General features: G+C 51.2%; 15 protein-coding genes. 4 read left to right on the top strand and 11 right to left on the bottom strand.

What is annotated here, in order from left to right; genetic code table 11:
- Window positions 1–38: 38 nt before the first annotated feature.
- The gene (rlmF, locus tag EA26_RS07255; RefSeq protein ID WP_039426200.1) at window positions 39–1,103 is read right to left on the bottom strand and encodes a 23S rRNA (adenine(1618)-N(6))-methyltransferase RlmF; all 1,065 of its coding nucleotides are present in this window, start codon (window positions 1,101–1,103) and stop codon (window positions 39–41) included.
- Complete coding sequence (locus EA26_RS07250) at window positions 1,100–1,615, bottom strand: M48 metallopeptidase family protein (protein ID WP_039426197.1); 516 nt, start codon at window positions 1,613–1,615, stop codon at window positions 1,100–1,102. Before EA26_RS07250 ends, rlmF begins: the two co-directional genes overlap by 4 nt.
- A gap of 167 nt (window positions 1,616–1,782) precedes the next feature.
- Between EA26_RS07250 and EA26_RS07245 the strand changes: the two genes are divergently transcribed.
- Window positions 1,783–2,010, top strand: coding sequence for a glutaredoxin family protein (locus EA26_RS07245; protein ID WP_039426194.1), 228 nt, complete (start codon window positions 1,783–1,785; stop codon window positions 2,008–2,010).
- Here EA26_RS07245 and EA26_RS07240 read toward each other — a convergent pair.
- The gene (locus EA26_RS07240) at window positions 2,007–2,876 is read right to left on the bottom strand and encodes a LysR family transcriptional regulator (protein ID WP_039426192.1); all 870 of its coding nucleotides are present in this window, start codon (window positions 2,874–2,876) and stop codon (window positions 2,007–2,009) included. The two genes, EA26_RS07245 and EA26_RS07240, sit on opposite strands and share 4 nt — an antisense overlap.
- Window positions 2,877–2,976: 100 nt before the next feature.
- Between EA26_RS07240 and EA26_RS07235 the strand changes: the two genes are divergently transcribed.
- From EA26_RS07235 to EA26_RS07225, 3 genes are all read left to right on the top strand, one after another.
- Window positions 2,977–4,188 carry an MFS transporter gene (locus EA26_RS07235; protein WP_039426189.1) on the top strand — a complete coding sequence of 404 codons (1,212 nt, stop codon included), beginning with the start codon at window positions 2,977–2,979 and terminating at the stop codon, window positions 4,186–4,188.
- 57 nt (window positions 4,189–4,245) lie between these two features.
- The gene (locus EA26_RS07230) at window positions 4,246–4,803 is read left to right on the top strand and encodes a DUF1415 domain-containing protein (RefSeq protein ID WP_039426187.1); all 558 of its coding nucleotides are present in this window, start codon (window positions 4,246–4,248) and stop codon (window positions 4,801–4,803) included.
- 181 nt (window positions 4,804–4,984) lie between these two features.
- On the top strand, window positions 4,985–5,560 hold the full coding sequence (locus tag EA26_RS07225) for a nucleoside triphosphate pyrophosphohydrolase family protein (protein ID WP_039426186.1): 576 nt from the start codon (window positions 4,985–4,987) through the stop codon (window positions 5,558–5,560).
- A gap of 81 nt (window positions 5,561–5,641) precedes the next feature.
- Here the strand turns inward: EA26_RS07225 and btuD are convergent, their stop codons facing one another.
- From btuD to cobT, 8 genes are all read right to left on the bottom strand, one after another.
- Window positions 5,642–6,406 (bottom strand): vitamin B12 ABC transporter ATP-binding protein BtuD, encoded by a 765-nt coding sequence (btuD, locus tag EA26_RS07220; protein ID WP_039426183.1) that lies wholly within the window; start codon window positions 6,404–6,406, stop codon window positions 5,642–5,644.
- The gene (btuC, locus tag EA26_RS07215; protein ID WP_039426181.1) at window positions 6,396–7,391 is read right to left on the bottom strand and encodes a vitamin B12 ABC transporter permease BtuC; all 996 of its coding nucleotides are present in this window, start codon (window positions 7,389–7,391) and stop codon (window positions 6,396–6,398) included. Before btuC ends, btuD begins: the two co-directional genes overlap by 11 nt.
- A 93-nt stretch (window positions 7,392–7,484) precedes the next feature.
- Window positions 7,485–8,513 (bottom strand): succinylglutamate desuccinylase, encoded by a 1,029-nt coding sequence (locus EA26_RS07210; RefSeq protein ID WP_039426177.1) that lies wholly within the window; start codon window positions 8,511–8,513, stop codon window positions 7,485–7,487.
- A 230-nt stretch (window positions 8,514–8,743) separates the two neighbouring features.
- Window positions 8,744–10,543 (bottom strand): M3 family oligoendopeptidase, encoded by a 1,800-nt coding sequence (locus tag EA26_RS07205; RefSeq protein ID WP_039426174.1) that lies wholly within the window; start codon window positions 10,541–10,543, stop codon window positions 8,744–8,746.
- A gap of 29 nt (window positions 10,544–10,572) precedes the next feature.
- Entirely contained in the window at window positions 10,573–11,232 is a 660-nt protein-coding gene (cobC, locus tag EA26_RS07200) for an alpha-ribazole phosphatase family protein (RefSeq protein ID WP_039426171.1), read from the bottom strand.
- On the bottom strand, window positions 11,225–11,773 hold the full coding sequence (gene cobU, locus EA26_RS07195) for a bifunctional adenosylcobinamide kinase/adenosylcobinamide-phosphate guanylyltransferase (protein ID WP_039426169.1): 549 nt from the start codon (window positions 11,771–11,773) through the stop codon (window positions 11,225–11,227). The genes cobC and cobU overlap by 8 nt, the downstream gene beginning before the upstream one ends.
- 8 nt (window positions 11,774–11,781) lie before the next feature.
- Window positions 11,782–12,555, bottom strand: a complete 774-nt coding sequence (locus tag EA26_RS07190; protein WP_039426167.1) for an adenosylcobinamide-GDP ribazoletransferase — start codon at window positions 12,553–12,555, stop codon at window positions 11,782–11,784.
- Window positions 12,556–13,584 carry a nicotinate-nucleotide--dimethylbenzimidazole phosphoribosyltransferase gene (gene cobT, locus EA26_RS07185; protein WP_039426165.1) on the bottom strand — a complete coding sequence of 343 codons (1,029 nt, stop codon included), beginning with the start codon at window positions 13,582–13,584 and terminating at the stop codon, window positions 12,556–12,558. It abuts the gene before it with no gap.
- Window positions 13,585–13,673: the final 89 nt, after the last annotated feature.

Genomic DNA, 13,673 nt, shown 5'->3' with positions numbered 1-13,673 from the left:
GTTTTCGCTGGTCAATGACGCAAAGCCAAACACTGGCGTCACTTCAACTTAACCCACTCTCCTCGCTGTTGCCGATCCATATACGACCAAGCGACAAAACGACTCACTTTTTGTCCTTGGCTCATCTCGACGACACGAATACTGCGTACACCTAATTTTTCCAACTGTTTACGTAGAGGTCTCACATTGTCATTTTTTGAGACTAGCGTACTAAACCACAATACTTGGCTGGCAAATCCTTGGCTTTCATTGGCCATGCGGCGTAAAAAGGAGGATTCTCCACCATCGCACCACAATTCAGAATTTTGACCTCCGAAGTTAAGTATAGGGTTGTTTTGCGACAATTTTTGTGAGCCCGCTTTCGCCTTGACACCTTTTTTCAATCGGTTAGCTGAGAGGTTGTTCAGTTTGCGCTGTGAACCCATCGCCGCTTCTTGCGCCGAAGCGTGAAACGGTGGATTGCAGGTGGTGACATCGTAACGTTCCCCCGGCGCAATCACACCACGAAAGATGGATTGCGGATTGTCTTGCTGTTTAACAATGAACTGACCCGTCAGCATCGGATTGGAGTTGGCAATCAGCTGCGCCGACTGCACGGACTTCGGATCAATGTCGCTGCCGGTGTAGTGCCAGCCATACTCGTGAATGCCAATGATCGGATAGATGGCGTTCGCACCAACACCGATATCCAGTGCGTTGACTTTGCCATGCGGATAATCACCAGTCCCATTTTCACTTTCTAGCAGTTCAGCCAAACGGTGGATGTAGTCGGCACGTCCGGGGATAGGCGGGCACAAGTAACCGGGCGGAATATCCCAGTGCTGGATCTGGTAATAGGCGCACAGTAGCGCTTTATTGAGCATTTTCACTGCGCTGGCATCGGCAAAGTTGATGCTCTGCTCCCCTTTGGGATTGTGCAGCACAAAAGGAGCTAACGCAGGTAAGGCGGCGGTCAACGTTTTGAAATCGTATCGCCCGCGATGTTGGTTGCGCTGATGCAGCCCTGCACGGCTGACTTTGGCAAAATCGACACTGGCCGATGAGGGTATCTGCTTCTCTGCGGGCTTACTCTGAGCTCGAACTGTTTGGCGCTTGTTGGTCATGACTGTTTTTTTTCCTGAGCTTTGAGATCGAGATAAATCATAAAGAGACGAGCATCGAGCTCTAGTTGATGATAGTTCGGTTCCATGTGGCAACAGAGCGCGTAGAACGCCTTATCGTGTTCTTTCTCTTTGATGTGGGCCAACTCATGCACCACCAACATACGCAGTAACGGCTCGGGCGCGTCTTTAAAAACACTGGCAATGCGGATCTCATTTTTCGACTTTAGCTTGCCGCCGTGATTACGCGAAATCACACTGTGTAGCCCGAGCGCATTGTTGATCAGATGGATCTTAGCGTCGTAAACCACCTTGCTGATCGGTCCGGTTTTCTTCATAAACTGGTTTTTTATCGCCATCGCATAATCAAACAGCGCTTTTTCACTGCGAATATCGTGACGCGTTGGGTAACGCTGATCAAACCAGCCGATTAAGCGGCCCGAGTCGATAAGTTTGCTCACTGGCTCAACAATGTGGGCGGGATATCCCTGAATATAACGAAGTGACGGATGCAAGATTGCTCTACCCTTGGTTTCTCGTGCCACTGAAACGTAGCGCTAAACAAAGCGCGCTAGTTTACCCGACTCGACGCCTTGATTCATCGCATTTCTCGTTGGCTCTTTTCCCGTCGCGATTAATTGGCTACACTTGCGCCCCTTTTTCCTTGCATCGGTAGCAAAACATGAAACGAGTTGTCCTCTACATCAAAGACAAGTGCCCTCACTGTAAAGACGCACAGCGCTATCTCGATAGCAAAGGCATCCAGTACCGTTTGTGTAATGCCAAAATGCAGCGCGGCAGAAAAGAGCTCGACGCGATTGGTGCGCGCTCCGTTCCGGTGCTGAAAATCGGCGATCGTCTGATGATTGGCTGGAACCCAAGCAACTTTGAGCGCATGTATAAAAGCTAAACGTACTGCTTGATAAATTCGATAAAAGTGCGATCCGCCACCGACAAATAGCCGCCGCGACGCCAAGCGAGCGCCAAGTTGAGCGTCACTGGCGGGTCAAACGGCACCCCTTTGATGCCACTTTCGTGTTCAGTAACCAGTTGCAGCAGCGCCGTGATGGCAAACTCTCGTTTGACGATTTTTAAGATCAGCGGCAGCAAGTTGGTTTCAAACGAATACTGCATTTCGATCCCATGCTGGGCACTGAAATGGTCGAGGAAATCTCGATGGAAATAGCCCGATTTAAACATCACCAACTCGTGGCGGAAAAACTCCTCAAAGCTTAACGATGTGCGCTCCGCTAGGGGATGCTCGCTAGCAACCACCGCCATCATCTGGCTGGAAAAGAGGTGGTCAGTTTCCAAATCCTCCGGCAGATCGTTTTCTGTGATCACGCCAATATCGAGTTCACCTTCAAGCAACATGCGCCGAATCGACTGCGTGCCCGCTTCTATCAAGGTCAGTTTGAGATTCGGATAATGGCTTTTGAACGCCATCAATATCTCCGGAAAAAAGTAGCTGCCCATCATGCTGGGTGCGCCAAGACGCACTTCTCCTTTTTCCAATCCCTTCAGCTCGTTAATGGCGAGTTCGGCGTCATGCAACTGCTGCACAACCCGTTTGGCGTGCTGATAGAGCGTTTGCCCTTCTGTAGTCAGCGCGATCTGTTTGTCATCTCGCTTAAACAGCGTCACGCCCAAACTTTGCTCCAAACGTTTAATGGAGACGCTTAGCGCTGGCTGGGCAATGTGCAAAGCCTCAGCAGCCCGCGTGAAATTGCGATGCTCTGCCACCGCGACGAATTGTTTGAGTTGTTTCGATTCCATGAAGATCAAAAATATATCGTTATCATATTTTTAATATATTTTGTTTATCATAAGACGACTGATACTGTGCTCACAAATCGACAGGTGGATGAGATTAGAGATGTACGACCTCGGCAGTAAACAGTATCGACATATTACCTTTGCACTCGCACTGGGCTCTTTTTTGGTGTTCTGCAATCTGTATCTTTTCCAACCCATGCTGCCAAAGCTGGCACTCGAATACGCCGTTTCAGAAACGCAGGTTAACTGGATTTTTGCAGCCACCACACTCGGCCTCTCATTTAGCCTTGTACCGATGGCCGTATTGTCCGAAAAAATTGGTCGCCGCCGCGTCATGCTCTCTGGCCTGTGTGCCATTCCACTGTGCAGCGCCGCGCTGCTCTTTAGTGACTCCTTTCTGTTTGTCGTTGCCTGCCGCGCCTTACTGGGTGTTGCTCTCGCAGCGTTTGCCGCCGTGGCGGTGGCATACATGGCAGAAGAACTCAGCCCGAGCGCCTTTGGTCATGCCATTGGCGGCTACATTGCGGCGAACTCGCTGGGTGGGATCAGCGGCCGGATCAGCGGCGGTTTGATGTCGGATTGGTTTGGCACCACCACCGCCATTCAAGTAATGCTGGCGTTTACTTTGCTTGGTGTGTTCGCCGTTGGCTTACTGCTTCCGGCGCAAAAAAACTTCACCGCCAGCAAGCACACCTTGTGGCAGCACAACCAGACTATCGTTCAGCATTTGCGTCACACTCGAGTATGGCTGGCGATGCTGATTGGCGGTCTCAACTTCGCTTTGTTCGTCAATCTCTACTCAGTGATGGGCTTCCGCTTGGTTTCCGAGCCGCATAATCTGCCCGTCGGTCTTGCCTCGTTGATCTTTCTTTGTTATCTCGGCGGCACGGTGAGTTCTAAATACACGGGCAAATGGAACCAGCACTTTCACCCGGTAACAGGGATGTTAACTGGCGCGGCCATCAGTTTGAGCGGGATGTTGATTGCCTCAATTGAGCACCTGTTTGCCATGTTGCTGGGTTTGGTGCTGATCTCTTTTGGTGCCTTTTTTACCCACACCTTGGCCTATGGTTGGGTTGGACAAAAAGCACACAAAGCCAAAGCCACCGCTACCGCGATGTATCTGGTGCATTACTACGTCGGCGGCAGTCTGGGCGGATTTCTCCTACTCTATTGCTGGCAACACTGGCAATGGCCGGGCGTGACTTACGGCGCGCTAGTACTGTATGCATTGCTGATTGCCGTGATCGTGAAACTGCGCAAACCCAAGTACGCCATGCTAGAGGATAAAGTAGCGCTATCAGAAAAGTAGGTTTTCGCGCTAGGTATCGCTATACTTGGCGCCCATTTTTCCAAAGCAATAATGACAATGACACAGCGCTCAACTCAAGAAATCAAACAGCAAGTAAACCAATGGTTGGATGATGTGGTGATTGGCCTCAATCTCTGCCCTTTCGCTGCCAAACCGCAACGCAATCAACAGATCAAAATTCATGTCAGTGACGCTGACAGCGAAGAAACGCTACTGCAAGACATTCTCACTCAGTTGCTCGAATTGGATCAAAGCGAACCGAGCGAGTTGGAGACCACGCTGGTGGTGGTGCCCAATATGCTGGAAGATTTCTGGGACTACAACTTTTTCATTGATTGGGTGGAGACGCTGATCAAACAGCAAGACTGGGAAGGGATTTTTCAAGTGGCGACCTTCCATCCCGATTACTGTTTCGGCGGCGCGCAGCCGGAAGATGACGAAAACCTCACCAATCGCTCTCCCTACCCGATTTTTCATCTGATCCGCGAAGAGAGCATGGAGAAAGTGCTGCGTCACTATCCCAATCCAGAAGCGATTCCGGACACCAATATCGCGCGCGTTTCAGCGTTAACGCCAGAGCAGCGTAAACAACTGTTTCCGTATCTCTTTTCGTAAGCGATGGCTTTCGCTAAGCAGATGCTTTAACTAAGCGGACAGTTTAACTAAACATATGGTTTAACTAAGTAGATGGTTTTACCAATACGCAGACGAAACCCGCGCTAGCATGAGCCTAGGGTAGAGCTTGCCGGTTCGCTCTGGTATCATTCGCGCTTAGTAAAAACCAATGGAAAAGCACATGTATTTGTCTCAACTGACCCAAGAGATTTTTGACCACCTGTACCGCGACATCAGCGAGTTTCGCAGCACCTTCGATTTGCCAGTCGCTTCGCCTGAAAGCCTCGACGACAAAGCGGACACTCTGCATACCTCTTTGATCATCGAAGAGATGACAGAGCTCGCCGAAGCAGATAACAAAACAGAACAGGCTGATGCCATCGTCGATTCGGTGTATGTGTTAATGGGCAGACTGGTGCATCTTGGTCAAACGAAGGTTGAAGACAATCTCGCCATCAGCTACCTGATTGATCTGCTGCTTAACGTGGCAAAAAACCGTGGCATCAATTTCATTCCTTGCTGGGATGAAGTGCATTCAAGCAATATGAGCAAAGTGTGCCGCAACGAGCAAGAATACGCTGACACCGAAAAGTTCTACGCTGAACAAGGCGTGAAGCTGATGGCGGTGCAAAAAGGCGATTACTTGATTGCCAAGTGTGCCGAAGATTTTGTCAGCGAAGGCAAAACCATTCGCCAAGGTAAAGTGCTGAAATCGGTTTACTACCGCCCAGCCGATCTCAGCGCGTTGACAGCCTAATCACCGCTTAGTTTTTGCTTAAATAACCCGCGCATGGTCGCGGGTTTTTCGTCTCTATGCTCAGGTAAAAAACAGATAGGCTCAGGTAAAAATCAGATAGGGGTTATCGTCCACCATCACTTTCTTCACTGAGGTGCGAAACACCTTTTGCAGATGCTCAACCGTCATCACCTGCTCTGGCGTGCCATAAGCCTCCATCACACCCTGATTGAGCAGCAGGACTTTATCTGCATGCTGGCAGACTCGATTGAGATCGTGATTGGCGACCACCACCGTAATGCCTTGCGCTGAGATGACATCGATCAATTGATAAAGCCATTTCTCTTGCGCCACATCCAGCGGCGCGGCTGGCTCATCCAGCAGCAAAAGCTGCGAAAAGGGGTTGAGCTCACGCCAGACTTGCAGACAAACAGCGGCCAAACGCACGCGTTGCCACTCGCCGCCCGACAACGTCTGCACGCGGCGATGCAGTTTATCCTCAAGCTGCAATAATGCGCAGAGCTGCGCAACAGCCTGCTTGACATGGCTATCACTGGGTTTGCACCCGGCGGGTAAAGAGAGCGCCAACATTTGATAGACATCGATATGAAACGCTGGTTTGGCCTGCTGGGATAAATAGGCACGAAAGCGCGCCTGTTCGGTCAGCGGCAGCGTCAGCAAACTCACCGTATCCAGCTGCACTTCGCCTTGGCCGCCATCACGCCGACTCAAAACGCCAGATAACGCAGAAAGTAAGGTGCTCTTGCCTGAGCCGTTTGGCCCGACCAGGTAGACTTTTTCACCCGCTTGGCATTGAAACGAGAGCGGGAGAAGCCGATGACCGACGCCGATGTGGTTAACTTGCATCTTGGCTCCTTAACAGCATCCAGATAAAAACGGGAGCGCCAATGGTGGTGGTCAGCACCCCCAGCGGTAGCTCGGCCGAATCGAGCAAAGTGCGCGCCCCAATGTCCGAGAAGACCAGCAAAGCAGCCCCAGCCAACGCGGATAACGGCAGCAAGAAGCGGTTTTCACTACCAAATGCCAAACGTAAAAGGTGCGGCACCACCAGACCAACAAAACTGATAATGCCTCCAAGCGCCACGGCGCAGCCGATCAATACCGACACCGCCAGAATCAGTTGCCAACGGATTTTGTGCACATCCAGTCCAAGCTGCGCAGCGTGCGTTTCGCCCAGCATCAGTTTGTCGAGCACTTTACCCTGCAAACAGAGCCAGAGCAGCACAGGCAAAAGCACTAAAGTCACCAGATGATGATGCCAACTGGCACCGCCAATACTGCCCATCAACCAGTACATCAGTTGTCTTAGGCTCAAGTCATCGCTGAAGTAGAATGCCCACGTAACGGCTGCGCCAGAGAGAATGCCAAGCGCCACCCCAACCAACAACATTCTCGAGGTAGAAAGAAGCATCGCCCTCGCCATGCCGACCAGCAGCAAGGTAAAAACCAGCGCGCCTAAAATGGCTGAAATCATGAACACGCTTGGCGTTGGCATCGTGGGAAGAAAAAACATCGCGATCACCATCGCCAAACTGGCCCCGCCCGAGATGCCCAGTACGCCGGGCTCAGCCAGCACATTGCCCAGCAGCACTTGCAAGGTCGCGCCACTAACCGCCAGCGCAGCACCAATTGCCAGTGCCGCTATAAGCCTTGGCAGGCGTAAATCCACCAGCAGTTTTACCTCGAAACTGGAAAGTGAAGAGAATGGCGAGAGGAAAACTTCACCCACCATCAGATAGATGGCCGAAAGGAGAAGCAGAAGCAAGGCAACCAAGATAAGCGTTTTTTGCCAGCGCTGCTGTTTGTGGTCAATAAGCTGGTGAAATTCCATGATAATCAGGCCAAATGCGGCGCAAAATAATAAAGGCCTAACTGTAACGTTAAGCCTTTCAAAAATAAACCTTCTGCGTGTGTGGCGAGCGGATTAATCGTAAACCAGCTGCCCATCTTCAAAGCGTGTTTTCACTTCACACACCATCAGCGCTGCACGTTGTCCAATCGCCACTTTGCGGTTAGGGAAGACAATGGCTTCATTGTCATTTTTCGCCATCAGTGGCTTGTCACCATCATGACCAAACACTTCGCCGTGCATAAACGAAGTGAAGTTTTCCACATCGTCATCAAATCTAAAGGCAAAATCTTCATGCAAACGCACAATCGTGCGGCTGACGCGGTAAGTCACTGCTGGTTTTGGCAAATGTTCAGGTGTCATGTCAGCAACCAGATCGCGCAGAGTAATATCGAGTGCGGTAAAGCGACTGAGATCGTTGTCACCGATACGCGCCACACGACCCAGTTCCATGGTCAACGCTTGCGCTGAGTAGTTTTCCGCGCTGAACCAGCTAAAGGTACTGGATGGCGAATTGGACAGCAGCAGCGCTTCTACATGGCTGTGGTTGACAAAATCTACCAGCGCTCTGGAGCGCGTCGGATGGCGGGTTTTCGGGCTGATGGCGAACGAATAGTGTTTCGAACCGCGGATCGCACAGTGCAAATCAAGATGCCAACGCGTCTCTTCGTCCGTATCCGCAAAAAAGTCTTTCACCAAGATTTTCAGCGTATCGGCAATCACCAGCTCTTTGCTCATCGGGTGATCTTTGTCGTCAAACAAGCGATTGAGGTTCTCTTCAATAAATCGCGTATGGGCATTGGTGGCTTCTGGGTGAGCAATGATGAACAAGCAACGTGCTTTGACTGCTTGAAATCCCGTTTCAATGTCACGAACGATCTTGTCGACCAGCTCCATCGGCGCCGTTTCATCACCGTGGATCCCAGTCGAAATAATCATATTTTTGCTGCTGGCGGTGTAACTGGCCGGGATGACTTCTAACACACCGCGCTGATGCAGCTTAAGTTGCACCCCACTTGGCAGCGTCTTTGTTTGCGCATCAACGGCCAGCTGCATATCTAGGGTGTCTAACAAAAACGATTGGCGAAACAGAGAATTCGTCATGCGTTACTCCTTAATTGCACGGCGGTATGTTAATAAAATGTTTTGATGATTTATGTTGCTAGGATCCCACTTATGAAGACGAATCAATAAAATGAGTGCAAAACAGGCAAATCATACTTTCTTTTTATATGCAACTTGCAAAAAGCTTACTTATTGAACAATAACAATACGTTAGGGAGCGAACTCTATCACATCCCTAACCATTTTCGTTTTAGCTGGATCAAGTTATCTTACTGCGACACTTTTGCCAGCAAACGTTCGAACTCATCCACTTTGGCGCTGATCAGATCAATACTCTTTTGCCAGAACTCGTCTTGAGTTAAATCCATCGCCAAATGCTGAAACACCACGGCTTCCGCCATCATTGAGCCCGTATCACGTAGCAGCGAGACATAGTCTTGATAGAACTGCTCGCCTTTTTCACTGCGCTGGGCGTAAATGCCTTTGGAGAACAAGTAACCAAACAGATACGGGTAATTGTAAAAACTGATATCAGAAATCGAGAAATGCAACTTACTGGCCCAGAAATAGGGATCGGGCTCTGACATCGCTTCGCCATACCATTCTTGCCAAGTGCTGCTCATCAGCGCACACAGCTCATCAGCCGACAGTTCGCCGTCAGAGCGCTGCTGATAAAAGGCTTTTTCAAACTCATAGCGCACCGGAATGTTGATCATCAGCGCCAATGCAGACGAGAGTTCTTCCCACAGCATTTCCAACTTCTCTTCGTCGCTTTGCGCTTTGGCAATCAAGTAGTCCTGCACAATATTTTCAGCAAAAATCGACGCGGTCTCGGCTAAGGTCATTGGGTAACGGGTCTGACACAAGGGCATATCTCGCATCACCCAATTATGGAACGCGTGGCCGAGTTCATGCGCCAACGTCATCAGATCAGAACGGCTGCCCGCCCACGTCATAAACACCAAAGGCGTTCGGGTCGCAGCAAGTTTGGTGCAATAAGCACCCAAGCGTTTGTTGTCGCCGGGAGCGGCATCAATCCAGCCATTTTCGACCATCATGTCAACAAACGTTGCCATCTCAGGGTCGACTTGAGCGAACGCCGCGCGGATCACCTCAATCGCTTCTGCAAAGCTATAGACCTTGGCTTCTCCCGAAAAAGCAGGCATGGCGGCGAGATGATTCCACGGCTTCATCTCGTTTAAACCATGCACTTTCGCCATTAATACGCCTGCTTTTTGCCCGACGTGGCGATTTTGTCTGGTCACCGAGATCATGGTATCCAACGTCTGCGGCTGAATACGGCTGCTGTACAAGCTGGGTTCAAGGAAGTGAATGTCGCGCTGGTGAGAGCGTTTTTGATACTCAGTCAAACGCCAACCGGAAAGCGCATTTAAGATCGCGGCAAAGGTTTCGCGATGCGTCGCCATCGCTTGTTGAATGCCGCGCCACGCGCTCTCCTGACGCGCGAAGTCCGAGCCGTATAAAATCGCCGCGGCTTGAGAAAAGCCGAGGGTCTGCTCCTGGCCGTCTGCCAGTTTAAGATTTACTTTCAGCGTTCCTGTCAGGTTGTCGTATAAACGTCCCCAACCGTCACGGCCATCCACTGCCATTGCTGAGAGCAGCTGCTCTTGTTCCACACTCAAGCTTTGGTCCGCCAACTTACGCAACTGCGCAATCGCGAACGCCTGTGAAGCGACATCTGGATTATCACTTTCTAAAACATCAACGATGAAATCGTCATCGGCGTGCATTAAGGCCAACTCGTACGGGCTAAACGCTTGATCCATTTCTGAACTGAGTTTGGCCATACGGCCCACCAGTGCTTTCGCTTCGGCATGGGTCACATCAACTGAAGTGTGACAGTTGGCAAAAGTATAAATGGTTGAAAGTAAACGGCCTGCCGCTTCTTTAGTGACGATGGCGTTTTGCATTACGCTGACCACTTCTTTCTGCGAAGCTTGAGTTTTGAGCAATTTAATGCATTGCTCGATCAGCTCAATATCTTGTTCGATGCGTTCATCGTTTAGATCGGCGTAAGCGATCGTGAGATCCCAACTTGGCGCTGTCATGCTGTTTTCCTTAATTAAATCTGTTTTTATTACCAATTTTGCTTCGTCTGTTCGTCCCTGAGTCGCAGCGGCAGCGCAATGCTTTTCACCGTAGGGTAAGATTCCCCGTCGCTATCGGTAAACAAGCTGATGTGCGTCAGGCTTGCGTTTTCAATGGTTAAACGTTGATACCAATGAGGATTTCGCCAGTCTACACCCAAAAGGTGGGCGAGAATAAGGCGAATGACGCCACCGTGAGTGACGATTAACACTTTATCAGCTTGTGAAGTGGCGATCTGCACCCAAGCATGAATCACTCTGTGTTGAAAATCAGCCAGACGCTCTCCCCCAGGCAACTCAGTGTGGGCAGGGTCACGCGAAAAGGCATTAAGCAAAGGCCACGGGTAATCTTGCTGCGTAAATGGCCGTCCGTCGAGTTCGCCAAAGGCCATTTCTCGCCAGCCATCGTCAACCACCAGCGGTGTGCCGAGTAAACTGCCGAGCTGCTCAGCCAACACTCGGCAACGGCTCAGCGGAGACGTGACAATCCGAGTGAGCGGAACGATTTGCTCTTGCGTTAGCTGCTCGCACAAGGCTCTCGCTATCGCGTGTTGCATTTTGGGGTCTACTTTTGCATCGCTGGCACCGTAAAGACCCGGCGGCGCAGTGGTTTTTCCGTGGCGAAGCAGATAAATCTCTTTACTAGACATGCCACTCAGCCTTCTTCAAGTCCAGAGGCAATCCGGCAGCGACCAGTGTTACTTGCTGGCAGATTTGCGCTAGCCGCTGGTTCATTCGTCCGGCATTATCGACAAACAGGCGGCTCACTTTACCCATTGGCACCACGCCCAACCCCACTTCATTGGACACCAGTACCACGCTTGCCGGACAAGCGATTAACGCTTGGCAAAGCTGCGCCACTTTATCTTCGAGCTGCGCGTTATCCGCCCGCTCTGCCAGTTCAAACAGCCAGTTATTGAGCCACACCGTCAGGCAATCAATCAGCACCACATCTTGCGCTTCGAACCTTGCTAGATACTCTGCTAGCAACAGCGGCGCTTCGTGCTCTTGCCAACCTTTGCCACGCTGCGCTTTGTGATGCGCAATCCGTTCGCTCATTTCATTATCAAACGGCACCGCCGTGGCCAGATAGTGAAGCGTGCCAGCGCTTTGCTCACACCAATTTCGCACCAGTGCTTCCGCATAAGAGGATTTCCCGGAGCGAGCCCCGCCAAGTATTAATGCTTTCATTTGCCGCCTTAACCGTTATGGATCATCGCAATCAGCACTAGGTAGATGCCAAGCTCCATCAATTGCTGCGCAGCGCCAAGGCAATCACCCGTAAAGCCACCAAGCCGCGCCATCAACCAACGCTTAAAGCCGATACGAAATAGCGCAGCGACCAGCAGCAGCAACAATCCTTTCGCCATGCCCAAGGTCAGTGCTGCCATCACACCACAAAAGAGCAATACCGCTAGATCGAACGAAGATTGCGCGCTGGCAAGCGGTTTGCTCTTACTCTGGTCGGCATCGCTGACGTAAGGCATGTCGTAAATCAGCGACGCCGCCACCGCTCGGCTTAGGGCATAAGCAACGATGAGAATCAGGACAAAATCCGCTTGGCGAGCCAATGTGGTGAGAAAGACAAATTTACCTAGCAGCGCCATGGTCAAGGTTGCACTGCCGTAAGTGCCGATACGACTGTCTTTCATGATGGTGAGGCGCTTTTCTACCGTCATACCGCCGCCAATGCCATCCGCCATGTCGGTGAGTCCGTCTTCATGAAACGCGCCGGTCAGCAACAAGCTGAAAGCGATCATCAAAAAGATAGCCACCTGAAACGGCACAAATTGCGCTGCCAAGGTGTAAAACAGCGCGCACAAACCACCCAGCAGCGCACCAACCAAGGCAAAATAACGCCCAGATTGATTCATTCGCTCGGAGGAATACGGCGTGTTGGCGGGCACTGGCAAACGGCTGAAAAAACTCAGCGCCAGACAAAACAGCTCGAACTGATAACGAAGAAACGCCATTTACACTGTGACTCCTGCACTTTCAAAACTGGCCATCTGGTTGTAAAACTGCGCCGCCGCTTTGACCAGTGGGTACGCCAGCGCGGCGCCAGTGCCTTCTCCCAAACGCAAACCGAGGTCGATCAGCGGCTGTGCGTCTAACAATTGCAACACGATTTGGTGCCCCTGCTCTTCTGAGCGGTGGGCAAACAGCAAGTAATCTCGCACGTTTGGCTGCAAAAGCGTGGCAACATAAGCCGCCACCGAAACAATAAAACCATCGACCAGCACGGGCGTTTTCTGCTGTTCAGCGGCCAAAAATGCCCCCACCATAGTGACGATTTCAAACCCGCCCACTTGCGCCAGCACTTCTTTGACGGGCAACTCGTGACAGCGACCGACACCCTGTGCCACCAGTTTGATCTTCAATGACAACTGCTCTGCAGAAATGCCGGTCCCTTTACCAACACAGTGATCCACTTCATGTCCAGAGAGCGCGCTCAGCAGCGCTGCTGCCGAACTGGTATTGGCGATGCCCATCTCGCCAAACATCAATAAATCCGCCCCGAGCATGCAGCGCTGCTTAACAATCTCTGCGCCATTGCTTAAACCCTGTTCGACTTGCTCAAGACTCATCGCCGCTTGCTGGGCAAAATTGTGCGTTCGCTCGCCCAAGCGACGTAACAGTAAATTGGGTGCAGCCTGCGTCACCGGATACAAAATGCCACAGTCGATGACCGTCAGTTCAATATCGTTGCCGCGACAAAAACAGTTGATCGCCGCACCACCAGCCAAAAAATTCAGCACCATCTGCTGTGTCACTGCGCTGGGCGCGATGCTCACCCCTTCATCCGCGATGCCGTGGTCACCAGCAAACAGCAACATTTGCGGTTTGCGCAGTTCAATCTGCACAGCCGCTTGGCTTTGGCCTTGGCTCTGGATGAGCGCCAGTTGCAACGCCACTTTCTCCAATTGACCGAGAGCACCAAGCGGCTTGATTTTGTTATCGATAATGTGTTGAATTTGCGCGGCGAATTGTTGATCTAACATGACGTCCTCTGTCTTAAACTGACGGGAAAAAAGAAGTGGCCTAGTGTAACCTTTAGCGACAGCGGATCGCCAGCGCTAAGCTAATGATA

The organism is Vibrio navarrensis (assembly GCF_000764325.1).
Classification (GTDB): domain Bacteria; phylum Pseudomonadota; class Gammaproteobacteria; order Enterobacterales; family Vibrionaceae; genus Vibrio; species Vibrio navarrensis.
Note: the sequence above shows the minus strand (reverse complement) of the source record. Positions and strands in the feature narration are given on the sequence as shown.